Source organism: Nonomuraea wenchangensis (assembly GCF_900111685.1).
Taxonomy (GTDB): Bacteria; Actinomycetota; Actinomycetes; order Streptosporangiales; family Streptosporangiaceae; genus Nonomuraea; species Nonomuraea wenchangensis.
Genome location: NZ_FOHX01000005.1, coordinates 521,854 through 546,945, shown reverse-complemented (window position 1 = coordinate 546,945; position 25,092 = coordinate 521,854). Strand labels below are relative to the sequence as shown.

Genomic DNA, 25,092 nt, shown 5'->3' with positions numbered 1-25,092 from the left:
GCGGCACCGTCAGGCCAGGAAGTCCTCGATCTCCGACCGGACCGGCATCGAGGTGCTGGCGCCCTCGCGCAGCACCGACAGCGCCGCCGCCGCGGTGGCGAAGCTGAGGGCGTCGGCCATGGGCCGGCCCTCGGCGCGGGCCACGGCCAGCGCCCCCACGAACGTGTCCCCGGCCGCGGTGGTGTCCACCGCCTTGACCTCGGCGGCCGGCACCCGCAGCCGCTCCCCCGAACGCGACCCGTAGAGCGCGCCCGCGGCGCCGAGCGTGATGACGGCCTCCTCGACCCGCTCCAGCAGGGCGTCCAGGGCGGCGTCCGGGCCGGTGGCGCCGGTGATGGCGGCGGCCTCGTGCTCGTTCGGGACGATCATCGTGACCGCGTCGAGCAGCTCGCCGGGCAGCGGCTGCACGGGCGCGGGCGTGAGGACGACCGGGACGCCGGCGGCCCGCCCCGCCTGGGCGGCGGCCACGACGGCGGGCAGCGGCAGTTCGAGCTGGAGCAGCAGCGCCCGCGAGCCGGCGATGGCCGCCAGGTCGGCGTCCGAGGGGCCGGTGACGGTGCCGTTCGCACCTGGGACCACGATGATGGAGTTGCCGCCGTCGTCGTCCACGACGATGTGCGCGATGCCGCTCGGACCCGGCACCTGGCGCAGGCCGCGCACGTCCACCCCGGAGGCGGCCAGCGCGGCCCGCATCTCGGCGCCGAACCCGTCGTCGCCGACCGCGCCGAGGAAGGCCACCTCCGCCCCGGCCCGCGCGGCGGCGACGGCCTGGTTGGCGCCCTTGCCGCCCGGCACGGTGCGGAAGCGGTGTCCCGTGACCGTCTCGCCGCGGGCCGGGGCCTGCGCGACGTAGGCGACCAGGTCCATGTTGGCGCTGCCGAAAACCGAGATCATGTCCGCATCATCTCCTGAGTACGCCGGGCCAGCTCGCCGAGGCTCACGCCGTCGAACCCGGTCAGGCTGCTGGCCAGGCTGTCGCGGATGCGCCACGGCTCCGGGACGTCCCCGGCGAGCGCGCCGCACACCGAGCCGGCGGTGGCGCCCGCCGAGTCGGTGTCCCAGCCGCCGGCGACGGCTCCGGCGATCGTGGCGGTGAAGTCGCCCCGCCCGTGGACGAGGGTCGCGGCGACGAGGGCCGCGTTGTGGATGGTGTGCACCCAGTGGAGGGCGCCGTGCCGCTCGTGCAGCCGGTCCACGACGCGCTCGAAGTCCGGCTCGCGGGCGGCGTCCGCGACGGCCTCGCGCACGGCCCGGTGCAGGCGCGAGCCCGGCGGCACGACGGACAGGCCCGCCTCGACGACCTCCTCCGGGGTGCCGGCGGTCAGCGAGGCCGCGCACATCGCGGCGGCGAACATCGCGCCGTAGATCCCGTTCGCGGTGTGGGTGAGGCGGGCGTCGCGCCAGGCGTACTCGGCGGCCGTGGCCGGATCACCCGGGTTGACCCATCCGTAGACGTCCGTCCTGATGAACGCGCCGATCCACTCACGGAACGGGTTGCGCCGGGTGGCCGTCGCCGGCGGCTCGACGCCGTCCAGCAGGTTCCGGTACGCCACCCGCTCGGCCGTGAACGTACGCCCGGCCGGCAGCTCGTCCAGCCACAGCCGGGCCACGTCCTCGGTGGTGAAGCCGCGGCCGTGGCGCTCCAGCACGGTCAGCGCGAGCAGCGGGTAGTTGAGGTCGTCGTCCTCGGGGATGCCGTCGATGTTCTCGGCGAGGGAGTTGACGGCGCTGCGGCGGTTCCAAGGCCAGCGGCGCGCGACGTCGTCCGGCAGGCCGAGGGCGGTGAACCAGCCGCGGATCGGCCAGTTGCCGGTGGCCTCGGCGATCTCCCTGATGCCCGCGCGCGGGATCTTCTCCACGGGCTTGCCGAGCACGCACCCGGCCGCCCGGCCCTGCCAGGCCGCCAGCACCCGCTTCGGGTCGGCCGTGCCGCCCGGCCGGGCGGCGGGCCAGGCGGGGCAGGCGGCGACGATGTCGGCCAGCTCCGACGGCTCCTCCAGCGGCGACGGGAGTGCGGCCAGCTCGTCCAGCAGCTCCTCGGCCAGGCCGCGCAGCCGCGCCGCGCCCGCCTCGGACGCGCCGGCGCGCGGCGGGGCGTCGTGACCGCCCGCCGCGTGCCAGCGTCCGGCGACGGCGCGCACCCGGGCGGGGTCGCGGCCGTCCTCGGCGGCCTGGCGCAGCTCGTGCCCGACCAGGTCCTCCGGCTGGACCCAGGTGAGGCGGATCACGGGTGGTCCAGCTCGGCGAGGGCGGCCTCGGCGGCGCGCCGCCGCTCCCGGTCGCCGGCGCGCACCCGGCGCGTGACCGCCGCGATGGCGCGGCCGGGAGCCACCAGGTCCGTACGGCTCGCCGCCCCCACCTGCTCCACCCACTCCGCAGGCACCGCCGCGAGCCCGCCGAGCGCGCCCGCGATGGCGCCGCCCATGGAGGCGATGGAGTCGGCGTCGCGCCCGTAGTTGACGCCGCCCAGCACGGTGTCGCGGTAGTCGCCCTTGGCGATCACCAGCATGCCGAGCGCCAGCGGCAGCTCCTCGATGCTGTGCACGCGGCTCGGCCGCCGCGCGCCGAGGCCCTGGTCGCGGTAGGTGTCGGCGACCGTGTCGTAGGGGCGCACGGCGGCCCGCAGCGTCTCGAACGAGCCCTCCCAGTGCCCGAGCCCGGCCGCGGCCTCGCAGACCGCCTCGATGGCGGCCCTGGTGCCGTCCTTGGCCAGGCGCAGGCAGGCGGCCACCACGGAGTCGGCGGTGGCGCCCGGCCGCATGGCCTCGGCCACGGCGGCGGCCATGACGCCCGCGGCCTCGCGGCCGTAGCTGGACTGGTGGGCGCCGGTCAGGTCGATCGCCTCGGCGTAGGCGGCGTCGGGGTCGGCGGCGTTGACGATGCCGACGGGGGCGACGTACATGGCGGCGCCGCAGTTGACGATGTTGCCGACGCCCGCCTCGCGCGGGTCGGCGTGGCCGTAGTGCAGCCGGGCCACGATCCACTTCTCGGCCAGGAAGATCCGCTGCAGCGGCAGCGCCTCGGCCTCCAGCTCGGGGATCCAGCGCCGCTCGCCCATCAGCTCGGGCACCAGGTGCTCGGCCATCGCGTAGGCGTCGAGGTGGCGTCCGGCCTTCTCGTAGACGCGGATCAGCGCGTGCGTCATGAGGGTGTCGTCGGTGATGTGGCCGTCGCCCTTGTGGTACGGCGCGATCGGCCGGGCGTTGCGCCAGTCCTCGTTGTACGGCGGCACGATCCCCTCCACGCGCCCGCCGTAACGCTCGACGATCTGCTCGGGGGTCCAGCCCTCGGTGGCGCCGCCCAGCGCGTCGCCGACCGCCGCCCCCGCCACGCAGCCGGTCGCCCTGTCCTCAAGCGGCGTCATACGAGTCCTTTCGTCAGTTCCATCAGATCCTGGCCCGCCAGGTCCGGCAGGCAACAGCCTGCCAGCGTACGGGCCGAGGCGGTCCACCCCTCCGGGATCGCCTCGAAGCCGCCGCAGGCCCCCGTGAGCGCGCCGGTCAGCGCCGGCGCCGAGTCGGCCAGCGCGGCCAGGCACGCCGCCGCGGGCACGGCCCTGGTCAGGTCGCCCCCGGAGGCCGCGGCCAGCGCCAGCGCCGCGGGCACCGTCTGGGCGGCGCCCACGCCGTAGCTGTAGACGTGGTCGAGCAGCGCCGCGTCCAGTGCGGGCACGGCGGCGAACGCCTCGCCCGCCCGCTCGGCGGCGCTCAGCGCGAGCCGGGCGTTGTGCCCGATCGCGGTGCCCTCGGGCAGCAGGTCCAGCGCCGCCGCCACCGCCCGCGTCACATCGCCGGACGCGACGGCCGTGGTCACGGCGGCGGCCATCGCCCGCGCGCCGAGCACGCCGTCCCCGGCGTTGGTGACCTGGGCGTCGTCCGACGGGTCCCTCCCCAGGACCCCGAACGCGACGGCGCGGACCGCGGCGGCGTCGTCGAAGTGGTGCGGGTTGTCGTGCCCGGACGCGGGCGGTTCGACGCCCCTGTCCAGGTTGTCGAGCGCGGTCCGCACCGAGACGCGCGCCCGCAGGTCCTTGCCGATCAGCTCGCGGAAGGCCGCGGTGCGCGGCCGGTCGGCGGTCAGCAGCGTCCAGGCGAGCCATTCGGCGTCGTCGGACGGGCCGACGGCCAGCGGCGCGGTCGGCTGGTTGAGCGCGAACGGCACCGGCAGCGTGGTCACCCGGTGCTCCTCGGCGAAGGCGTCCAGCTCCCGGTGCAGCCGCCTGCTCCAGGGCGCGTGCAGGGCCGCGCGGTGCCGGCTCGCGGGCCAGCCCGCGGCGTCACCGACGGCGAGCCCGGCGACGGCTCCTCTGATCCTGTCCCCCGACATCGCGGTCACCGTCCTTTCGCGGGCTCGCCGGTCAGCAGACCGGCGAGTTCGTCGGCGGTGTCCAGCACGTGCCGTCCCGCCACGACGGGCAGGCACTTGCCGGTCACCGGCCCGATCCTGGCCGCCCAGCGGGCGGGCACGCCGCTCTCGCCCTGCCGGGCGCCGCTGACGGCCCCGGCGATGGCCCCGATGGTGTCGGCGTCGCGCCCGAGGCTCACCCCGAACGTCACCGCCGCCTCCACCTCGCCGTCGCCGGCCAGGAAGGCGGCCAGCGCGAGCGCGACGGCCTCCGGGGCGAGGTCGGTCCACGGGTAGTGCCGGACGACCACGGCCTCGTGCAGCGCCGCCTCGATCTCGTCAGGCGCCGCGTCGTCGAGGGCGGCGCGGGCACGGCGGACGTTCCTGGCGGTCCACGAGTCGCCGGGGATCACCGCGAGTGCGGCGTCCACGACGTCCTCGGGCCCGGCGCCGGTCATCGCTGCGGCCACGGCCCCCGCGACCGCGCGACCGCCGAGTATGCCCTCGCCGGACCCGCTCACCAGCCCGTCCTGCTCCACCAGCCGGGCCGCCTCGGCCGGGTCGCCGGGGCAGAAGATCCCGTACGGGGCGGCGCGCATGGCCAGCCCGTCGGACCAGCCGTGGGAGTGCACCAGCCCGGTGAGCGGCGGCTCCAGCCCGCGTCGAAGCGCTTCGACGGTGCCCAGCTCCGAGAACCCGGCGCCGCGCATCGGCCCGTCCACCCTGGGGATGATCTCGTCCCGGTACGCCCGCGCGACCAGCTCAGGGGTCAGCCCGTGGCCGTGCCGCCCGAGCAGCGAGGCGGCGAAGATGGCGTACTCGGTGTCGTCGGTGCCGCCGCCCTCGATCTCGGTGAGCCGCCCCCACCGCCGCCGGATCTCGGCCGGCCTCAGGTTCTCGGCGGGGGCCCCGAGGGCGTCGCCGGCCGCGAGGCCGAGCAGACACCCCCGGGCCCGTTCCCGGTAGGAGGTCACCGCTGGTACCGCTCCAGGACCTTGTTGCCCTCGTCCACGAGCCGCTTGGCCGCGTCGTCGAGGGTGATCTTGCCGGCGAAGTACTCCTGCAGCACCGGCGTGGCGACCTTGGACTTCCACTCGTCGAACCCGTTCACCTTGAGGAACGGCGCGACGACGAGGTTCTTGGCGGAGGCGGTGGCCACGTCCCAGCCGTTCTCCTCGGTGGTGATCGCCGGGTCGGAGGCGGCCGTCTGGGAGGTCGGCAGCAGCCAGTCGCCCTTGGCGAGCTTGGCCTGGTTGGGGCCGTTGAGGAAGTAGGCCATGAACTTCATCGCCTCCTCGGGGTGCTTGCTGTCCTGGGCGATGGACAGCGTCTGCGAGACCGCGCCCTGCTCCGCGGTGGTGCCCTTCGGGCCGGGCAGGGTGACCCACTCGAAGCCGTCGGGCGCCTGCTCGGCGACCTGCTGGCGCAGGTAGACGCCGGCCGGCAGCAGCGCGAACTTGCCCTTGTAGAAGGCGGGCAGCGGGTCGGCGGTGCCCTGGCCGAGCGCGTCGGGGTCGGCGGACTTGTCGGTGTGGAGCTGGTCGTGGATGCGCTGGAGCACCTCGCGCTCCTCGGGGCCGACCTTGACGGTGGTCTTGCCGTCGGCGGTCTGGAAGAACGTGCCGCCGAAGTTCAGCGCCAGGTTGAGCGTCTTGTTGACCGGCGACTTCATGGCCCAGGCGACGCCGAAGGTGCCGTCCTTGGTCATCTTCTTGGCGGCCTCGGAGAACTCGTCCCACGTCCACGGCTCGGCGGCGGTGGGCACGCGCACCTTGGCCGCGTCGAGCAGCTTCTTGTTGGCGATGATGACCTGCGACTCCTGCAGGAACGGCACGCCGTAGACGCCCTGGCCGCCCTTGCCGTCGTCGAAGGTGACGGTGTCCCAGGCGGACTGCGGGATGTCGCTCTTCAGCTCGGCGGGCAGCTTGTCCTTGAGGTCGAGCAGGTAGCCGTCGGAGGCGAACCCGGACAGCGCCGGCGAGTCGTTGTGGATGACGTCGGGCGCGGTGCCGCCGGCGAACTGGGTGACGAGCTGGTCGTTGACGTTGTCCCAGCTGCCCTGGACGTAGGTGACCTGGATGTTCGGGTTGGCCTTGTTCCACTCGTCCACGATCTGCTTGTTCGCGGCGACGGATTCCTTCTGCCAGGCCAGGCTCAGGAAATTGATCTTGACCGGCTCGCCGGAGGAGGACGACGACGAGGAGCCGCCGTCGCCGCCTCCGCTGCCGCACGCGCCGGCGAGCGCCACGATGGCGGCCGCCGCCAGAGCGGACTTGATACGCATGTGAGCCTCCTAGCCCTTCACGGCGCCGGCCATCAGGCCGGACTTCAGTCGCCGCTGGATGATTGAGAAGAAGATCAAGCTCGGGATCGTCGCCATGAGCGACGCCGCGGCCAGCGGGCCGAGCCTGGCCACCCCTTCGGGGCCGGTGAAGCGCACCAGCGTGAGGGGAAGCGTCATGACGTCGGGGTTCTGCAGGATGACGAGGGCGAACATGAACTCGTTCCATGACGAGATGAACGCGAACAGCAGCGTGGCCACCACGCCCGGCGCGAGCAGCGGCGCGACGACCGAGGCGATCGAGCGCAGCCGGCTCGCGCCGTCCACGGCCGCGGCCTCCTCCAGCTCACGCGGCACCGCGCGCACGTAGCCCTGCAGCATCCACAACGCGAACGGCAGCGTGAACGTCACGTGCACGACCACCAGGCCGGGCAGCGTGTTCACCAGGTCCAGGTCCCGCAGGATCATGAAGAGCGGGATGATGATCAGGATGAACGGGAACACCTGGCTGACCAGCACCCAGCCGATCGCGATCTTGTTGACCAGGCCGCGGTAGCGGGCGATCGCGTACGCGGCCGGCAACGAGATCAGCACCGTGATCAGGCTGGCGGCCAGCGCCACGCCGAGGCTGCGCGCCGCCGCGCCCACCAGGTCCTGCTCGCCGAAGGCGTCGGTGAAGTTGGACAGCGTCGGCTCGCGCGGGATCCACGTCGGATCGGCCAGGGCCATCTCCTGCGGCGTCTTCAGCGCCGTCGACAGCAGCCAGAGCAGCGGGAAGGCCAGGAAGACGACGTACGCGGCGAGCGCGGCGTACTGCGAGAAGCGTCTCATCGGGTCTCCCTCAGCTGGCGCCACAGGTACAGTCCGAGCACCGCGAGCACCACGATCGCCATGGCGAGGCCGAGCATCGAGGCGTAGCCGGCGAAGCGGTAACGGAACGCCTCCTCGTAGGCGAACAACATGGGCAGCCGCGTCTGACCGCCGGGCCCGCCCTGGGTGAGCACGTAGACCAGGCCGAACTGGTTGATGTTCCACACGAAGTCGAGCGAGGTGATCGCCACGATCACCGGGCGGAGCTGCGGCAGCGTGATGTTCCAGAAGCGCCGCCAGCGGGTCGCGCCGTCCACCTCGCCGGCCTCGTACAGCTCGCGCGGGATGCCCTGGAGGCCGGCCAGCAGCACGACCGTGGTCTGCGGCATGCCGGTCCAGACGCCGACCACGATGATCGCCGGCAGCGCGAGCGAGAAGTCGGCCAGCCAGTTGATGTGCGTGCCGAGCAGGGCGTTGAGTATGCCGGCGTCCGGGTGGTAGACGAGCTTCCACATCAGGCCGATGACGACCGGGGGCATCGCCCACGGCACCACGGCCAGCACCCTGGCCACGCCGCGGAAGCGCAGGTTCTCGTTGAGCAGCAGCGCCAGGCCGAGCGCGGCCAGGAACTGCAGCACGGTCACCGAGACCGACCAGATCGCGCCGATCCTGAAGGAGGACCAGAAGTCCTCGGCGGTCAGCAGCTCGGTCAGGTTCTCCAGGCCGACGAAGCTCGTCTCGTGGTTGCGGGTGTTGCGGGCGTCGGTGAAGGCGAGCGCGATGCCGTACAGCAGCGGGCCGACGCTGAACAGCAGCACCGGCACCAGCGCGGGCAGCATGAGCAGCCACATCTCGCGGGTCTGGCGGGAGATGCCGCGGGGGCGGGCGTGCGGCCGGCGCGGCGGCGCGGGCCTGGTCGCGGTGGCGGTCACGCGCCGCTCCCTTCGGCGTGGCGTCCCTCGGCGCTGCGACCTTCGGCGCAGTGTCCCTCGCCCGCCGTGGAGGCGCGGACCACGAGCCGGGGCGGGACGGTGACCCGCCGGGGCTCGCGCTCGCCGCCGTTCAGCCGCTCCAGCAGCAGCTCGGCGGCCACCCGGCCACGCTCGGCCGAGCCGAGCGAGACGCTGGTGAGCGAGGGCCAGGAGGCGGCGGCGAGGTCGGTGTCGTCCATGCCGGCCACGGCCACGTCCTCCGGCACCCGGCGGCCCGCGTCGCGCAGCACGTCGAGCGCGCCGAGCGCGATGAGGTCGTTGGCGCACATGAGCGCGTCCACGTCGGGGCGGCGGGCCAGCAGCTCGGCGACCGCGCGCCGCCCCTCGGGGCGGTAGAAGTCGGCGATCTGCACCAGGTCCTCGTCGTACGGCAGGCCGACGGCCTCCAGCGCCTCCCGGTAGCCGGCCCCTCGGGCGGCGCCGGGCACGGTGTCGAGCGGGCCGTTGACCATGGCGACGCGGCGGCGGCCGAGCGCGTACAGGTGGTCGATCGCGAGCCGGACGCCGGTGCGGGAGTCGGCCCGTACGTTGTCCACGGGCGTGCCCTCGGGGACCTGACCGATGATCACGACCGGCGCGCGGGCGGCGGCCAGCGTCTCCAGGTGGGCGTCGGTGACCCGCAGGGGGCTCATGATGAGGCCGTCCACGTACCGCTCGCCGAGGCTGCGCAGCACGTCGATCTCGTCGGCGGCGACGGCGTCGGTGGAGTGCAGCACGAGCCGGTAGCCGGCGGCCTTCAGCACCGGCTGGATCTCGCGCAGCATCGCCAGGTAGGCGGGGTTGCCGACGTCGGCCATGGCGAAGGCGACCTGATGGGTGCGGCGGGACTTGAGCGACCTGGCCACGGCGTTGCGCACGTAGCCCAGCTCGTCGGCGGCCGCCATCACCTTGCGCACCGTCTCCTGCCTGGTCGGCAGGCCGTTCAGCACCCGCGAGACGGAGGCGATCGAGACACCGGCGCGCGCGGCGATCGTGTTGATCGTGGGTCCGTCGGCCAAGGTAGTCCTTCCATCGATGTAAACGTTTACGATCTTGCTCCTGTAAACGTTTACGGCGTGGGGGACATGAAACCCGTACGTAACTCGCCGGTCAAGTCACGATCGCATAACACCAGGTCAGAGGGGTGAATGGCAAACGCACCGCAAGGCCGTGGACGATCTCCTCCCGGTCCTCGGCGATCAGGCCCTCTCCTGGAGGCGCGTGCAGGGTGCCGGCGCGCAGGCGGGCCTGACCTTCCGAGAGCGTCAGTCCCGGGCGGGTTCCGGGAGCGGGGCGGCGGGCGCCGGGGGCGAGGCGCGCAGGAGGGAGCGGATGGCCGGTGCGCCGGCGATGGTGACGACGGCGGCCAGCGCCGCCGGGATGATCAGCGCGACCGGCAGCGAGGCCACGTCCGCCACGTAGCCCAGCACGGCGGGCCCGAGCAGCAGGCCGCTGTAGCCGAAGGCGGTGACCATGGCGAGCGCCCGCCCGACCCGCTCCCCCGCCGCGCCGACGGCGCTGAACAGCACCGGCACCACGGTCGCCAGCCCCACGCCGGCCAGCGCCCAGCCGGTCCACGCGCACGCCACCCTCAGACCCTCGGGGACGAGCGGGGAGAGCAGGACGAGCGCGTACCCGGCGGTGGCGAGGAGCCCGGCGAGCTGGATCGTACGCACCGAGCCGAGCCTGGCCCGGATCGGGTCACCCAGCAGCCGCACGGTGGTCATCGCGACCGAGAAGATCGTGTACGCCAGCGGCGCCGCCGCCGGGTCGGTGCCGAGGACCCAGCGGGCGTGCAGCGCGGCCCAGTCGATGGCCGCCCCCTCGCTCAGGTGACCGGCGAAGGCGGCGAGACCGAGCAGCGCGATGAGCCCCCACGTGAGCGAGCCGCCGGTGCCGCCCTTCGCCTCGCCCGGCGCCGCCTCGGGGCTCGCCGGGGCGGACGGCAGCAGCAGCCGCGCCGCCGGAAGGTACAGCAGCGCCACGACCACGGCCGCGACGACCAGCACGAGCTGCGGGTCCACCCCGGCCCGCAGGAACAGCGCGGTCAGCGCGCCGCCGGCGGCCCCGCCGAGGCTCCAGGTGCCGTGGAAGGCCGAGATGATCGGCCGCCCGTAGGCGCGCTCGACCTCGACGGAATGGGCGTTCATGGCGACCTCGCAGGCGCCGAGCCCGATGCCGAACACCACGGCGAGCGCCGCCAGCGTCCCGTACGACGGGGCCAGCGCGGGCCCGAGCAGCGCCAGGGCCGACAGGGGCCCGGCCACCCAGCAGACGCGGCGGCTGCCGAACCGGTCGACGAGCGGCCCGGCGGCCAGCATCGACACCAGCGCGCCGCCCGAGATCAGCAGCAGGACGGTGCCGAGCAGGCGCGGGCCGAGATCGAGCCGGTCGTTGAGCGAGGGCAGCCCGGCCGCCCACAGGCCCATCACAAATCCGGCGAAGACGAAGAATCCAAAAACTCCGACACGAGCACGCCTGGCATCAATGAGGCTTTTGTTCACGCCAAGAGCATAAACTGTCCCCGTCAGCGAAGTCACGGGTGAACGGAGCCACGACGTGAAGGGACCCACGGCGTGAACGGGGCGACGACGAGCGGTGAGCTGCGCGCGCACAACCGGGCCCGGCTGCTGCGGGCCGTGCACGAGGGCGGGGCCACCCGCACCCGATCCCAGCTCACCCGCGACCTGGGCCTGGCCCGTGGGACCGCGTCCGTACTGGTCGCGGGGCTGGTGGAGGACGAGCTGCTGCACGAGGAGCCCGCCAGGGAGCAGGGCCGGGGCCGGCCCACCCAGGTGCCGGGACCGCATCCGCGCGGCCCCCTCGCGCTGGCCGCCGACGTGCGCGAGGACGCCTGGGAACTGGCGGCCTGCGAGCTCGGCGGGCGGGTCACGGTGCTCGCCGTACGGCCGCACGACGGCACCCCCGAGGGCGCGCTCGGCACGCTCGGCGAGGCTCTGGCCGCCGAACGGGAGCGGCTCGGGCACCGCGTGGCGGGGGTGGGCGTGGCGCTGGCCGGCCCGGTCCGCCACGGCGGCCTGGTCGACATCGCCCACCTGTCCTGGCACACCGTCGACGTCCCCCACCTCCTCACCACCCCTCTCCCCCACCCACCCACCGGCGCCCGAGGCTCCACCGACACCCCCTCCCGCTCCGGGCGGGCGGGGGACGGCTGGGACTCCGCCGGCAACCCTCTCCCCTCCGGGCGAGCGGCCGGCGCCCCTCCCCTGCCCGCGCGGGGGGCGGCGGCGGTTCTGGGGGGTGCCGGGGGGTGGGGGGTGCCGTTGTTCGTGGGGAACGACACCGCGTTCGCGGCGCTGGCGGAGGCGCGGCGGGGCCGGTTGCGGGGCGTACGGGTGGGGCTGCACCTGCATGTGGACTTCGACCTGGGCGGCGTGCTGGTGGTGGACGGCCGGCCGCTCGGCGGCGCGGCGGGCTCCGGCGCGGAGTTCGGCCACATGCCGCTCACCGGCGGCGAGCGCCCCTGTCCGTGCGGCGCGCTCGGCTGCTGGAGCACGGAGGTCGGCGCGAACGCGCTCCTGCGCCACGCCGGCCTGGCCCACGGCGGCGGCCGGGGCCGCGAGCAGGCCGAGCGGGTGCTGGCGACGAGCCGGAAGGCGGTGGCCGCCAACGCCCGCGCCCTGGGGCGCGGCATCGCCGCCCTGGTGAACGCGCACGACCCCGAGGCCGTCACGCTCTCCGGTCACGGCGTCGAGCTGTACGAGCGGGCGGGCGGGACGCTACGGGCGGCGGCGGAGCCGTACCTGATGGCGATCCGCCGTGAGGCCCCGCCCCGCATCGAGGGCTCCGCGCTGGGCTGGCGGGGCGCGCTCCTCGGCGCGATGGAGTCGGTCTTCGACGCCTTCCTGACGCCGGAAGGACTCGGCGAGTGGCGCGGAAGCACACCCTGACCAGGCCCGCGACACGCCCGATCCGCCGAATGTGATGAATTCCACGTCAAAGGCGGAAAAGCCGCCGTAGGACCCGCCTCACGGCCCCCGCCAGGTGATCTTGCAGGGGCGGGGCACGGTCGGGAGAGGGCCGGGGAGCGGAACAATCATGGTCCGGGCTCCGGCCGTCGCCGATCATGCCGCCGCTCCCCCGTACGCGCCCGCCACCGGGCAGGAGACCGCGCCCGCCCCCGCCGCCCGCCGGCCGGCCGGGCCGGCAGGCAGAGCGGCCACGTCTTCGCAGGTCATCGAGGGTCCGCGGGCGCCCGGACAGGTCCCCGGGGACGGACGTGACCGCCTGCTCCGCCGCCCCGTCCCCCGCCTTCCACGCCCCCGCCACAGCAGGCGAGCCGGCTCTGCCCGCGCGAGGCCGCCGCGGGCCGGCGGCCGGCCCGGCACGGACCGGCGCGGGCAAGATCGCGTGGCGGGCGGCCGGACGGCCGGAGGAGCCGCCCGCGACCCCCTCCTGAGCGACCACGCAGGTCGGAGATGGCGCTGAGCGGGCGCTTTCCGCAAACAAGAACCCCCGGCATCCGCCATGATTAGCCACTGCACCACGGGTAACAAAGACCCGAACCCAAACTCCCCGAGGAGAGAACTGAGATGGCACTTCCCACCCTCACCCCCGAGCAGCGGCAGGCGGCTCTGGCGAAGGCCGCCGAGGCCCGCGCCGCCCGTACGGCTCTGCTGGCCAAGGTCAAGGCCGGCGAACTGACCTTCTCCCAGCTCCTGGAGCGTGACGACGACATCGCGAAGAAGATCAAGGTTTCGCAGGCCCTGCGGGCCGTCAAGGGCGTCGGCCCGGCCAAGGCCACCGCGCTCATGGAGGAGGCGGGCGTCGACGAGAAGCGCCGCCTCGGCGGTCTGGGCGCCCAGCAGCGCAAGAAGCTGGTCGAGGCGCTCGGCTAGGTAGGGCGGCCAGGTCCGCGCGGGGCGTCGCGCGGACCGGCCATTGACCCTTCGATCAGGCCGCGGAGGGGCCGGAAGAGCGGCGAGCCGCCCCGCTCTTCACCGGCGGGCCGGTCCGAAGGGCCGAGGGGCCGGGGACGGGCACGTCTCTCAGGAGCGCAGGTACGCCAGGACCGCGAGCACCCGGCGATGCTGGTCGGCGTCCTCCGCGTAGAGACCGAGCTTGCTGAAGATGCTCCTGATGTGCTTCTCCACCGCCCCGTCGCTGATGACGAGCTGCCGCCCGATGGCCGGATTCGACTTCCCCTCGGCCATCAGCCCGAGCACCTCGCGCTCGCGGGGCGTGAGCTGGGCCAGAGGGTCGTCCTTGCGTCTGCGCACCATCAACTGGGACACCACCTGTGGATCGAACACGGTCCCGCCCGCGGCGACCCGCCGCAGGCCTTCCAGAAACTCGTCCACGTCGACGACCCGGTCCTTCAGCAGGTAGCCCACCGCGCCACGGGCGTCGGCGAGCAGGTCGTCGGCATAGGAGACCTCGACGTACTGCGACAGGATGAGCACGGGCGCGCCCGGCACCCTGCGTCGTGCCTCGACCGCCGCGCGCAGCCCCTCGTCGGTGAACGACGGCGGCATCCGCACGTCGACCACCGACACGTCGGGCTTGTGCTCGGCGATCGCCTCGACCAGGGTGTCACCGTCACCGACGGTGGCGACCACCTCGAAGCCGAACTCCTCCAGCAGCCTGACCAGGCCCTCCCTGATCAGAACCGCGTCATCGGCCACGACTACCCGCACGGCACCTCCGCTACGATCAACGTCGGCCCGCCGTCCGGCGACTGTACGGTCAGCTCCCCGTCGACGGCGCGGAGCCGGTCGGCCAGCCCGGCGAGACCGTGTCCCTTGGCGACGTTCGCGCCGCCGACCCCATCATCCCCGATCGTGAGCATGAGGGCGTCGCCGAGGCGCTGGAGCTGGATCGTGCAGACGGTGGCGCGGCTGTGCTTGGCCACGTTGGTGAGGCTCTCGGCGCAGACGAAGTAGAGGGCGTTCTCGATGGCCGCCGGGAAGCGCTCGACGACCTGCACGTCGAGGTCCACGGGCAGGGTGGCGCGCCCGGCGAGGGCGGCGAGGGCGGGCGCGAGGCCGCGGTCGGACAGGATGGGCGGGGCGATGCCGCGCGAGAGCGCGCGCAGCTCGTCCAGCGTCTCACGGGTGGCGAAGATCGCGGACTTGATCGTGGCCGAGGCCGCCTCCGGGTCCCTGGCGAGCTGGCGCTGGGCCCGCGACAGCTCCATGGCCAGCGAGACCAGCCGCTGCTGCGGCCCGTCGTGGATGTCGCGCTCCAGCTTGCGCAGGGCGTTCGCCTCGGCGGAGACGGCGGCGGCGCGGCCCTCGGTGAGGTCGCTGATGCGCTCCTGCAGCTCGGCCACGCCGGTCAGCAGCGCCCGGCCGAGCGAGGCCCGCAGCAGCGCCGAGCCGCGCACCAGGACGGGCGCGACCAACGCGAAGGCCAGGCCGAGCACGAGGTAGAAGGCGGAGTTGACGAGGTAGCCGTCGCCGAGCCCGAGCAGCTCGGGCAGCTCGACGTTGCCGGGGATGCGCGAGGTGACGAGCCCGTAGACCGGGTACGTCAGCGCCGCCACCGGCACCGCCCAGGCGACCACGGTCAGCACGAACGACACGATCGCGATCGGGAAGTTGATCACCCCGTGCAGCAGGTCGAGCCAGGACTGCCCGCTGGTGAGCGGGTTGACCAGGCGGCGGAAGCGGCCCGCGTCGGCCGGGGCGGGCTTGTACCGCGGCCGCACCGGCGGCCGGTCGAGCACGTCGGACAGCCATCCGCGCTCCGCGTCGGCGAAACCACGCGCGACCATCAGCGTGCCGGCCAGCAGCGGCACGCCGACCCACACGACCACGGTGCCGACGCCGGCCGAGAAGCCGGCGATCATGAGCACGAAGCCGATGACGGCCGTGGGGAAGCCGACCAAGGTGTAGCGGGTGTCGAGAAGGACCCGCCTCAGGAGGGAGCGCATGGCCTTCACGCTAGAACCTCGGCACGGACGTGACGAGCAGGCGGTCCGGTGTGAGGGGGTAGGGCTGTCCCTACCCCCGGCAGTGGTGTGATCGCGACCTGGGAACGGCGGCTCGCGGCAATGCGCCGGACGGGTCCGCGGCGGGAGCCTTGACCCATCGCATCCCCCCTGAATCGAGGCACCCATGACCGTCCTGCTGGACCGCCCGGCAGCCCCCGCCGCGCCACCGCGCCCGTCCACGGGCGCCCCTACGGGGATCCCGAAGGGACGGGACCCGTTCGTCGATCTGCTGCGGGTGCTCGGCATGGCGCTGATCGTGTTCCAGCATTGGACGATCCCCGTGCTGTCGTACGACGGCGCGCGGCTGACCACGGGCAACGCGCTGGCCACGCCCGGCGTGTGGGTGGTGACGTGGCTCAGCCAGGTGATGCCGCTGGTGTTCTTCGCGGGCGGCGCGGCGAACGCGATCGGCTTCGCCCGCGCCCGTGAGGGGACGCCGCGCTGGCTGGCGGTGCGGCTGCGGCGGCTGGCCTGGCCGCTGCTGCCGCTGGCGGCGGTGTGGATCCCGCTCCCCCAGGTGCTGCTCTCGCTCGGCGTGCCCGAGCAGCCGCTCCGGGTGGGGGCGCAGCTCACGGGGCAGCTCCTGTGGTTCCTCGCGGTCTACCTCATCGCGGTGGTGGCGACCCCGTACGCGCTGCGCCTGCACGCCCGCTTCGGCGCGGCGGTGCCGGCGGCGCTGGCGGCCGGGGCGGTGCTCACGGACGTCGTACGCTTCACGACCGGCCTCGACGCCGTCGGCTACCTGAACATCGTGTTCGTCTGGCTGGCGGTGCACCAGCTCGGCTTCTTCTACGCCGAGGGTCGGCTGCGCCGGCCGTGGGCCCTCGCGGCGGGCGGGTTCGGCGCGGCGGCGCTGCTGGTGGCCTTCGGCCCCTACCCGGGCAGCATGATCGGTCTGCCCGGCGCCGAGGTGTCGAACATGGCCCCGCCCACGCTCGCCATGCTGGCCGTGGGCCTCGGGCAGATCGGGCTGGCGGTGCTGCTGCGGCCGGTGCTGGTCCGGCTGCCGCTCGGCCGGCTGCTGGCGTGGGCCGGCCCGCGGATCATGACGGTCTACCTGTGGCACATGCCGGCGCTGTTCGCGGTCACCGGCGTGGTCGTGGTGCTGCTGCGGGTGGACACGCCGGCGCCGGGCGGCGCGTTCTGGCTGGCGGGCTGGCCGCTCTGGTTCGGGCTGCTGTGCCTGGTGATGTGGCCGCTGACGCGGATCTTCGCCCGGTTCGAGACGCCGCCCGCGCTGCCGTACGGCACGGCCGGCACCGGCGCGACGACGGCCGCGGCGGCGCTGATCGGGGCCGGGGTCCTGACGCTGACCTGCGTCGGGTTCGCGCCCGGCCCGTGGGCGTTCCTGGCGATGCTGGCGATCCTCGGCGGGCTGCTCGTGACCGTGCCGCGGGCCCGCTCGTAGCGGCGCGAGGGCCCCAGGTTGACGCCAGATGGCGGGGACCGGTTCGAGCACCGGGCAAACTTCGGCAGGATAGGTGGTGTGAGCCTACTCGTGGACCGCCTGCCAGAAGAGATCGACGCCGAGCCGGACGCCATCTTCGACGCGTTCGCCGCCTGGAACACCGAACGCGGGCTCACCCTCTATCCGGCCCAGGAGGAAGCCCTCATCGAGGTCGTCTCGGGCAGCAACCTCATCCTGGCCACGCCGACGGGCTCGGGCAAGTCGCTCGTGGCGGCCGGAGCCCACTTCACGGCCCTGACCCGCGACCAGCGCACCTTCTACACCGCGCCGATCAAGGCGCTGGTGTCGGAGAAGTTCTTCGACCTGTGCGCCGTCTTCGGCACCGAGAACGTCGGCATGATGACCGGCGACGCCAGCGTCAACCCGGGCGCCCCGATCATCTGCTGCACCGCCGAGATCCTGGCCAACGTGGCGCTGCGCGACGGCGCGCGGGCCGACATCGGCCAGGTCGTCATGGACGAGTTCCACTTCTACGCCGAGCCCGACCGCGGCTGGGCCTGGCAGGTGCCGCTGCTGGAGCTGCCGCACGTGCAGTTCGTGCTGATGTCGGCGACGCTGGGCGACGTCACGATGTTCGAGCGCGACCTCACCCGGCGCACCGGCCGGCCGACGGCGGTGGTCAAGCACGCCGAGCGGCCGGTCCCGCTGATCTACTCCTACCGGATGACGCCGCTGCACGAGACGCTGGAGGAGATGCTCTCCACCGGCCAGGCGCCGGTCTACGTCGTGCACTTCACGCAGGCCGCGGCCATGGAGCGGGCCCAGTCGCTGATGTCTATCAACATGGCGACGAAGGCCGAGAAGGAGGCCATCGCCGCGATGATCGGCGGCTTCCGCTTCACCACCCGCTTCGGCCGGGCGCTGTCACGGCTGGTGCGCCACGGCATCGGCGTGCACCACGCGGGCATGCTGCCGAAATACCGCCGCCTGGTCGAACGCCTGGCGCAGGCGGGCCTGCTCAAGGTCATCTGCGGCACCGACACCCTCGGCGTGGGCGTCAACGTCCCGATCCGCACGGTGCTGTTCACCGCGCTGTCGAAGTACGACGGCAACAAGGTCCGCCGGCTGCGCGCCCGCGAGTTCCACCAGATCGCCGGCCGCGCCGGGCGGGCGGGCTTCGACACCATCGGCTACGTCGCCTGCCAGGCCCCCGAGCACGAGATCGACAACGCCCGCGCCCTCGCCAAGATCGGCGACGATCCCAAGCGGCGGCGCGGCTACGCCCGCAAGAAGCCGCCGGAGGGCTTCGTCGGCTGGAGCGAGGAGACCTTCCAGAAGCTGCAGGAGGCCGAGCCCGAGCCGCTCCAGTCGCGTTTCAAGGTCACCAACGCGATGCTGCTGGCCGTCATCAACCGGCCGGGCGACTGCTTCCAGGCGATGAAGCACCTGCTGACCGACAACCACGAGGACCGCAAGTGGCAGCGCCGGCACATCAGCCAGGCCATCGCCATCTACCGCTCGCTGCTCGCCGGCGGCATCGTCGAGCAGTTCGCCGAGCCGGACGAGCAGGGCCGCCGGGCCCGGCTCACCATCGAGCTGCAGGAGGACTTCGCGCTCAACCAGGCGCTGTCGACGTTCGCGCTGGCGGCCTTCGACCTGCTGGACCGCGAGTCGCCGTCGTACGCGCTGGACCTGGTCTCGATCGTCGAGTCGATCCTTGACGACCCGCGCCAGATCCTTTCGGCGCAGCTCAAGAAGGCGAAGGGCGAGGCCGTCGCGCAGATGAAGGCCGACGGCATCGAGTACGAAGAGCGCATGGAGCGGCTCACCGAGGTCATGTACCCGATGCCGCTGGAGGATCTGCTGCTCGGCGCGTACGAGACCTACCGGCGCGGCCATCCGTGGGTCGCCGACCACACGGTGAGCCCGAAGTCGGTGGTGCGCGACATGTTCGAGCGCGCGATGACCTTCGGCGACTACATCCAGTTCTACGAGCTGTCCCGCTCCGAGGGCACGGTGCTGCGTTATCTGGCCGACGCCTACCGCACGCTGTCGCGGACGGTGCCCGAGCATCTCAAGACCGACGACCTGGTCGACCTCATCGAGTGGCTGGGCGAGCTGGTCCGGCAGGTCGACTCCTCGCTGATCGACGAGTGGGAGAAGCTGGCCAACCCGGCCGAGGCGCTGGAGCGGCAGCAGGAGCTGGAGGCGCGGGTGCGGCCGGTCACCGGCAACCCGAGGGCCTTCAGGGTGCTGGTCCGCAACGCCATGTTCCGGCTGGTCGAGCTGTGCGCGCTGGAGAAGGAGGAGGAGCTGGCGGAGCTGGCTCCCGACGTCGACTGGGGCGCGGCGCTGGACGCCTACTACGCCGACCACGAGGAGATCGGCACCGACGCCGACGCGCGCGGGCCCGCGTTGCTGCGCATCGAGGAGGAGCAGGGGCTCTGGAAGGTGCGCCAGACGATCAAGGATCCGGCGGGCGACGGCGACTGGGGCATCGACGCCCAGGTGGACCTCGCCGCCTCCGACGAGGAGGGCCGGGCCGTGCTGCACGTGCAGGGGCTCAACCGGCTGTAGGGGGATGACAAGCCGTGTGCCGGAACGGACTGGCAAGGGCGTCCCGGCACACGCCTGTCGATTCAGTGTCTGACGCGGGACGTAGGGGTCGTGTCATGACACTGTCTTAAGATCGTGACATTCAACCCCACACAATGGGTCAGATGAGTGACGAAGACATCAGACGCGTCCTCGGGCTGCTCTCCCAGGACGACACGTTGCGCGCCTTCGCCTCCCTGGTGCTCGGCGAGAGCGACGGTCTGCCGCCGAAGACGCTGCACAGGCTGGAGGCGGGCGGGCTGGCCGCGCGTGACGAGAGCGGGAAGTGGCGGGCGGCGCCCGAGCGGTTCAGGGAGCTGCTGCGGGCCCGGGCCGAGCCCGCCGAGGCGCTGAGCGACGAGGAGCGGGTGCTGCGCACGTTCCTGGTCGACGGGAGGCTGACGACCCTGGCGATGCGCCGCGACAAGAGGCTGGTCGTGCTGCGGTACATCGCCATGGTCTTCGAGCCGGGCAGGCGTTACGCGGAGAAGGACGTCAACGTGGCGCTGCGGGCCTTCCACGACGACCACGCGGCCCTGCGCCGCTACCTCGTGGACGAGGAGCTGCTGTCACGGGAGGGCGACGCCTACTGGCGCAGCGGCGGTCACGTCGAGATCTGAGGCAGGTTCGCGGTCCACGAGGCGAGCTTGGCCCGCCACCCCTCGGCGTCCTCGGGGCGGCCGGGCACGCCGGGCCGCCGCTGCCAGGGCGCCGGCCCCTCCGCGCGCCGGTACTCCACGCCGATCGCGTCCAGCCGGGGCAGATGGGCGGCCAGCCGCTCACTGAAGTCCGCGAGGTCGCGCCCCTCAGGGCTCCACACGGTCTCGGCGAAGGCCGCCAGCCGCGGGAAGGCCATGTAGTCCACGCGGCGGGCCGAGTCGATCAGCTCGGTCCACACCCCGCACTGCGCGCCGAGCACGCGGTCGGCGGCGGGCCGGCCGCGCAGCGCCTCGGGCACGGGCTCGAAGGCGTAGACGTCCTCCAGCGTCAGCACGGGGCCGAACGGCACCGGCTCCTCCTCCCCCTCCGCCTGCCGGTAGTCCAGGTAGAGGCTGGTGTTGGCGCAGTTGACGACGTCGTGGCCGCGTTCGGCGGCGATCACCGCGCCGAGGTCGCCGCGCCAGGACGCGACCACCGCGCCGGGGGGCGGCCCGCCTTCCAGGATCTCGTCCCAGCCGAGCAGGCGGCGGCCCCGGGCGCTCAGCCAGTCGTCGAAGCGGTGGACGATCCAGCTCTGCAGCTCCTCCTCGTCACGCAGCCCCAGCTCCTCCATGCGGCGGCGGGCCGACGGGCTCTCCCGCCACTGGTCCTTGCGGCACTCGTCGCCGCCGATGGACACGTACGGGCCGGGGAACAGCTCCAGCACCTCCTCCAGCACCTCCTGGAAGAAGGCGATGGTGGGCTCCTCGGCGTTGAGCACGTTCACGCCGACGCCCCAGGTGGTGCGCACCTCGAGCGGCGTGCCGAGGTTGCCCAGCTCCGGGTAGGCGGCGATGGCGGCCTGGGTGTGGCCGGGCAGGTCGATCTCGGGGACGACCATGACGTGCCGGCGGGCGGCGTAGGCGACGATCTCCCTGATGTCGTCCTGGGTGTAGTAGCCGCCGTGCGGGCGGCCGTCCATGGCGCCGTTCCAGCCGCTCTGGCTCTCCCTGCGCCAGGAGCCGGTCTCGGTGAGCCGGGGGTGGCGGCGGATCTCGACGCGCCAGCCCTGGTCGTCGGTGAGGTGCAGGTGGAGCACGTTCAGCTTGTGCAGGGCCAGCAGGTCGATGAAGCGCAGCACCTCGTGCTTGGTCATGAAGTGGCGGGCGACGTCCAGCAGGCAGCCGCGCCAGGCGAAGCGGGGGGCGTCCTCCACGTACGCGCCGGACGCCTCGAAGGGCCCGGCGGCGGCCCGGCGGAAGGCGGCGGGAGGCAGGAGCTGCCGGAAGGTCTGCGCCCCGTAGAAGGCCCCGGCGGGGCCGCCCGCCACGATCTCGGCCTCCCCCGGGCCGACGGTCAGCCGGTAGCCCTCCGGCGGCAGGTCGCCGAGCCCGAGCCTGATCGTTCCCGAGCCCGGCCCCGGCAGCAGCTCGCCGCCCGTGAGGGGGGCGAGCTCGCCGCGCAGCCAGGCGGCCACCCCGGCCAGCGCCGGATCGGCGGTGAGCGAGGTCCGGCCGTCGAGGATGAACGGGCCCGGCCTGGGCTCGTACGTGACGGGCTTGGGAACGATCATGAACAGGTGACTCCCTACTCGCAGGTGATGACGGCGTCGGCGAAGTCGGCGTGGTCGGAGGTGGCGTTGTCGCCGCCGTTGGTCGCGACCAGCCGGATGTGGCGGGCGCCGGTGACGTCCGCGGTGACCGCGCGGGCGGGCATGGCGCCGGTCAGCAGGCCCGAGTAGGCGACCCGGCCGCCGTCGGCCCACACCTCGAACCCGGCGGAGCCGGCCACGCCCACCTCGTCGTCGATCCCGGCCTGGAACGAGACGGACGTGCAGCGCCCGCCGGTGTAGAACTCGATGTCGGCGGGCGCGTGCGCGCCGAGGCCCTTGGCGAAGCGCACGCCCTCGATGGTGAGCGGGCGGCCGTCGCCCGCGGCGCGCTCGCCGTTGCTCGTGTCCCTCTCGACCGGTCCGAAGTAGTTGGCGGCCCGGGTCCAGGCGAGGTCGCTGAGGTAGGTGCGGCCCGGCCCGGGGGCGGTGGCGACGGCCACGACGGCGGTGGCGCGCTGCCCTGCCGCCTCGAAGGCCAGCTCGTACGTGCCGGCCCCGGTTCCTTCCGGCGGGGTGACCGCCCAGGTGACGGTGAAGGTGTCGCCGCCGTCGAGCCGGCCGGTCCTGACCGGGGTGCGGGCGGCGATCCGCCAGCCCTGCGGCCCGGAGGCCGTCACCTCGACGTCACGCAGCCGGGCGGTGGCCCCGGTGTTGGTGACGCGGGTGAGGATCTCGCCCGTCCTGCCGGGCTCCAGCGTGGTGGGCCGGTCCTCGCCGAGGACCTTCGCCGGGTCCGCCTCGAACGTCACCAGCGGCGGCGCGGGGTCGTTGCGCGCGCTGACGCGGTAGAGCAGGGCGGCGTGCGCGGGCACCTGGGCCGACAGCGCGCCCGTCGTGGTCGCGACCGCGCCGGTCCACAGCTCCTCGACGCGGTGCCGGCCGGAGCCGAGCGACCAGGAGATCGTGGCGGCCCGGTCGCTCTCGTTGAACAGCGCGACCGCCCGGTCGCCGCCGGCGAGCGGCTTGGCCAGCACGTGGTACCAGCCGTCGCTCTTGACGAGCCGGCCGTGGGCGCCCAGCTCGTCCTGGTCCACGGCGATCACCTCGGGGTCGGCGACGATCGCGGGCGGCGCGGCGGCCGGGTCGGCCTGGAGGACGAGCGGGGCCGCGCCCATGGCCCAGAGGGTGAACTGCGCGCGGTACTCGGTCTCGGTCATGCCGCCGCGGCCGGCCTGGATGAGGTCGGGGTCGGCGTAGCTGCCGCCGCCCGCGTACTCGGCCCTGAGCTGGTTGGTCTCCCAGATGTCGACCATGTTGGGGTAGGCGTCAGGGATGGGGCGGTTGTAGACGTTGGTGCGCCAGGTGGTGGCCTTGGCGTCCTTGCCCCACAACCACGGGACGGTGCTGCCGTCCTCGTTGTTCATGGCGAACACGACGCCGTCGCCCAGGGCCTCGCGCATGCGCGGGTAGAGGGTCTGGGCGATCTGCTGGACGTTCTGGCCGGGGAAGTCGGCGGTGGGGACGTTGCACCAGGCGTACGTGACGTGGTCCACCCCCCACTCCTTGATCCGGGCCGCGTCGGCGGCCTCGCTCTTGTACGAGCCGGGGCCCCCGCCGGCGCACGCCTTGGTGCCGGCCGACAGGGCGAGGCCCAGTTTCAGCCCCTTGGCGTGCAGGCCGTCGGCCAGGGCCGCGATGCCGCCGGGGAAGCGGGCGGGGTCGGGGACGAGGGCGCCGGCCGACCGCTGCGGGGCGAGCCAGCAGTCGTCGATGATGACGTACCGGTAGCCGAGCGGGGCGAGGGGCGCGAGGGCGTCGGCCGCCTTGAGCACCGCCGCCTCGGTGACCGCGCAGCCGAGCGTGCGGCTGCTCCAGCCCATCGGCGGAAGGACCGCTGCGGCGGACGAGGCGCTGGATAAGGGGACGAGGGGCAGGGCGAGGAGGGCCGCCGCGGCGACGGCCGTGAAGGTGCGCATGGGGGGTTCCTGTCAGGCGGGGTTGAGCTGGGGGCGGCCCGGCTCGATGACGAAGGAGCCGGAGGTGTAGGCCGGGGCGTAGGGCTCGGTGACCCGGGACAGGGAGCGGAAGTCGACCTTCATCTCCTTCTGGGTGATCCGGGTGCGGACGTAGCCGCGGCGGCCGTTGAAGAACTTCACGTGCGGGTTCTCCGCCAGCAGGTTCTGCGTGTCGGGGTACTCGTCGAGGCCGTTGCCGGCGCTGGTGACCGAGGTGGTGACCAGCTCGACGGCGACGGACTTCGACTCGGGGTCGGCGTAGTCGCGCTTGACCTCGCCCGCCCAGTGGGAGTGCACGTCACCGGTGAGGACGACGGCGTTGCGCCGGTAGGCGTCGATGGCGGCGGTGAGCCGGTTGCGGGAGGCGACGTAGCCGTCCCAGCCCTCGTTGGACCAGCCCTTGCCCGCGCCGCCCGTCCAGTCCATCTCCATGAAGAAGACCTGCTGGCCGAGCAGGTCCCAGGTGGCCCGCGAGCCCTTGAGCCGCGCGTCGAGCCACGCCTCCTGCTCCTGGCCGAGCATGGTCCTGTTGGGCTCGAACCGTTCGAGGCAGTCGGCGCCGACGGTGCCGCTCCTGCCGGTGCAGGCGTACAGGTCGCGGTACTGCCGGGTGTCGAGCAGGTGCAGGTTGGCCACCTCGCCCCAGCGGATGCTGCGGTGCAGGCGCAGCGAGGAGCCGTTGGGCTTCTGGGCGCGGCGCAGCGGCATGTTCTCGTAGTACGCCTGGAAGGCGGCCGCCCGCCGCCGCAGGAACGGCGGGTCCGGCTGCTCGGGGACGTCGCCGGCCCAGGCGTTCTCGATGTCGTGGTCGTCCCACACGACGACCCAGGGCGCGATCGCGTGGGCGAGCTGCGACTCCGGGTCGGCCTTGTGCTGGGCGTGGCGCAGCCGGTAGCCGGCCAGGTCGAGGCATTCGCCGCCGGCCTGGTCGCGTACGGGGTACTTGTAGTCGCCGTACTCGTAGATGTAGTCGCCGAGGAAGGCGATGAGGTCGGGCTGGTCCTCGGCCATCCGCCGGTACGGCGTGAACCAGCCGGCCTGGTAGTCGGCGCACGAGGTGAACGACAGGTCGAGCGCCCGGCTGCGGCTGCCGGGTGCGGGGGCGGTCAGGGTGCGGCCGGCCGGGCTGATCTCGCCCTCGGCGCGGAAGCGGTAGAAGTACTCCGCGCCCGGGTCGAGGCCGTCGAGCTCGACGTGCACGCTGTGGGCGGCGTCGGGGCGGGCGACCTCGGTGCCGCGGCGTACGACGCGGCGGAAGCCCTCGTCCTTGGCCAGCTCCCACTGGACGGGCACGGCACGGGCCGGCATGCCGCCGAGCCCGTCGAGCGCCACCGGGTCCATGGCGAGGCGGGTCCACAGGACCACGCCGTCGGAGGCAGGCTCGCCGGAGGCGATCCCGAGCTGGAAGGGGTCGGAGAGAGGGGCACGGCGGGCCGCCGCGCGCACGGGTGTGACGCCCAGTGCGGCTGACAGGCCCAGGCTCGCGCCCCCGGCGAACAGTGAACGCCGGGTGATCATGGGG

The 25,092-nt window shown here is 73.7% G+C and carries 21 protein-coding genes; 6 read left to right on the top strand and 15 right to left on the bottom strand.

Going from position 1 to position 25,092, the window contains the following annotated elements; all coding sequences use genetic code 11:
• Positions 1–9: 9 nt before the first annotated feature.
• The 10 genes from rbsK to BMW85_RS18320 form a co-directional block, all read right to left on the bottom strand.
• Positions 10–894, bottom strand: a complete 885-nt coding sequence (gene rbsK / locus BMW85_RS18365) for a ribokinase (protein WP_091082647.1) — start codon at positions 892–894, stop codon at positions 10–12.
• Positions 891–2,228 carry an ADP-ribosylglycohydrolase family protein gene (locus BMW85_RS18360; protein WP_091082646.1) on the bottom strand — a complete coding sequence of 446 codons (1,338 nt, stop codon included), beginning with the start codon at positions 2,226–2,228 and terminating at the stop codon, positions 891–893. The genes rbsK and BMW85_RS18360 overlap by 4 nt, the downstream gene beginning before the upstream one ends.
• Positions 2,225–3,364 carry an ADP-ribosylglycohydrolase family protein gene (locus BMW85_RS18355; protein ID WP_091082644.1) on the bottom strand — a complete coding sequence of 380 codons (1,140 nt, stop codon included), beginning with the start codon at positions 3,362–3,364 and terminating at the stop codon, positions 2,225–2,227. The genes BMW85_RS18360 and BMW85_RS18355 overlap by 4 nt, the downstream gene beginning before the upstream one ends.
• Entirely contained in the window at positions 3,361–4,326 is a 966-nt protein-coding gene (locus BMW85_RS18350) for an ADP-ribosylglycohydrolase family protein (protein WP_245774890.1), read from the bottom strand. The genes BMW85_RS18355 and BMW85_RS18350 overlap by 4 nt, the downstream gene beginning before the upstream one ends.
• A 5-nt stretch (positions 4,327–4,331) precedes the next feature.
• Positions 4,332–5,318, bottom strand: a complete 987-nt coding sequence (locus BMW85_RS18345) for an ADP-ribosylglycohydrolase family protein (RefSeq protein WP_091082640.1) — start codon at positions 5,316–5,318, stop codon at positions 4,332–4,334.
• Positions 5,315–6,628, bottom strand: a complete 1,314-nt coding sequence (locus BMW85_RS18340; protein WP_091082639.1) for an ABC transporter substrate-binding protein — start codon at positions 6,626–6,628, stop codon at positions 5,315–5,317. The genes BMW85_RS18345 and BMW85_RS18340 overlap by 4 nt, the downstream gene beginning before the upstream one ends.
• 9 nt (positions 6,629–6,637) lie before the next feature.
• On the bottom strand, positions 6,638–7,456 hold the full coding sequence (locus tag BMW85_RS18335) for a carbohydrate ABC transporter permease (protein ID WP_091082637.1): 819 nt from the start codon (positions 7,454–7,456) through the stop codon (positions 6,638–6,640).
• Positions 7,453–8,367 (bottom strand): carbohydrate ABC transporter permease, encoded by a 915-nt coding sequence (locus BMW85_RS18330; protein WP_091082636.1) that lies wholly within the window; start codon positions 8,365–8,367, stop codon positions 7,453–7,455. The genes BMW85_RS18335 and BMW85_RS18330 overlap by 4 nt, the downstream gene beginning before the upstream one ends.
• Positions 8,364–9,425 carry a LacI family DNA-binding transcriptional regulator gene (locus BMW85_RS18325; RefSeq protein WP_091082634.1) on the bottom strand — a complete coding sequence of 354 codons (1,062 nt, stop codon included), beginning with the start codon at positions 9,423–9,425 and terminating at the stop codon, positions 8,364–8,366. Before BMW85_RS18325 ends, BMW85_RS18330 begins: the two co-directional genes overlap by 4 nt.
• Positions 9,426–9,671: 246 nt before the next feature.
• Entirely contained in the window at positions 9,672–10,910 is a 1,239-nt protein-coding gene (locus BMW85_RS18320; protein WP_091082633.1) for an MFS transporter, read from the bottom strand.
• A 72-nt stretch (positions 10,911–10,982) separates the two neighbouring features.
• Here BMW85_RS18320 and BMW85_RS18315 point away from each other — a divergent pair, with 72 nt between their 5' ends.
• From BMW85_RS18315 to mihF, 3 genes are all read left to right on the top strand, one after another.
• The gene (locus tag BMW85_RS18315) at positions 10,983–12,317 is read left to right on the top strand and encodes an ROK family transcriptional regulator (protein ID WP_218155827.1); all 1,335 of its coding nucleotides are present in this window, start codon (positions 10,983–10,985) and stop codon (positions 12,315–12,317) included.
• A gap of 329 nt (positions 12,318–12,646) precedes the next feature.
• Positions 12,647–12,826, top strand: a complete 180-nt coding sequence (locus BMW85_RS48505) for a hypothetical protein (RefSeq protein ID WP_143082326.1) — start codon at positions 12,647–12,649, stop codon at positions 12,824–12,826.
• Positions 12,827–12,959: 133 nt separating this feature from the next.
• Positions 12,960–13,265, top strand: coding sequence for an integration host factor, actinobacterial type (gene mihF / locus BMW85_RS18310; protein ID WP_020547234.1), 306 nt, complete (start codon positions 12,960–12,962; stop codon positions 13,263–13,265).
• A gap of 150 nt (positions 13,266–13,415) precedes the next feature.
• Here the strand turns inward: mihF and BMW85_RS18305 are convergent, their stop codons facing one another.
• Entirely contained in the window at positions 13,416–14,063 is a 648-nt protein-coding gene (locus tag BMW85_RS18305; RefSeq protein ID WP_091082631.1) for a response regulator transcription factor, read from the bottom strand.
• Positions 14,054–15,301 carry a sensor histidine kinase gene (locus BMW85_RS18300; RefSeq protein ID WP_091082629.1) on the bottom strand — a complete coding sequence of 416 codons (1,248 nt, stop codon included), beginning with the start codon at positions 15,299–15,301 and terminating at the stop codon, positions 14,054–14,056. Before BMW85_RS18300 ends, BMW85_RS18305 begins: the two co-directional genes overlap by 10 nt.
• 184 nt (positions 15,302–15,485) lie before the next feature.
• On the opposite strand from BMW85_RS18300, the gene BMW85_RS18295 reads away from it, so the two are divergent.
• From BMW85_RS18295 to BMW85_RS18285, 3 genes are all read left to right on the top strand, one after another.
• Positions 15,486–16,769, top strand: coding sequence for an acyltransferase family protein (locus BMW85_RS18295; protein WP_091082628.1), 1,284 nt, complete (start codon positions 15,486–15,488; stop codon positions 16,767–16,769).
• Between the two features lie 69 nt (positions 16,770–16,838).
• A complete protein-coding gene (locus BMW85_RS18290) occupies positions 16,839–19,346 on the top strand; it encodes a DEAD/DEAH box helicase (protein ID WP_091082960.1) in 2,508 nt (835 codons plus the stop codon).
• A 143-nt stretch (positions 19,347–19,489) separates the two neighbouring features.
• Complete coding sequence (locus BMW85_RS18285) at positions 19,490–19,984, top strand: DUF2087 domain-containing protein (RefSeq protein WP_177240737.1); 495 nt, start codon at positions 19,490–19,492, stop codon at positions 19,982–19,984.
• Here the strand turns inward: BMW85_RS18285 and BMW85_RS18280 are convergent.
• Genes BMW85_RS18280 through BMW85_RS18270 form a run of 3 tightly spaced genes read right to left on the bottom strand, consistent with a single transcriptional unit; the run spans position 19,969 to position 25,088 of the window.
• Positions 19,969–21,576: a beta-N-acetylhexosaminidase gene (locus BMW85_RS18280; protein WP_091082625.1), complete on the bottom strand. Its 1,608-nt coding sequence runs from the start codon at positions 21,574–21,576 to the stop codon at positions 19,969–19,971. The two genes, BMW85_RS18285 and BMW85_RS18280, sit on opposite strands and share 16 nt — an antisense overlap.
• Positions 21,577–21,590: 14 nt before the next feature.
• A complete protein-coding gene (locus tag BMW85_RS18275; protein ID WP_091082623.1) occupies positions 21,591–23,531 on the bottom strand; it encodes an NPCBM/NEW2 domain-containing protein in 1,941 nt (646 codons plus the stop codon).
• A gap of 12 nt (positions 23,532–23,543) precedes the next feature.
• Positions 23,544–25,088, bottom strand: coding sequence for an alkaline phosphatase D family protein (locus BMW85_RS18270; RefSeq protein ID WP_091082621.1), 1,545 nt, complete (start codon positions 25,086–25,088; stop codon positions 23,544–23,546).
• Positions 25,089–25,092 lie beyond the last annotated feature (4 nt).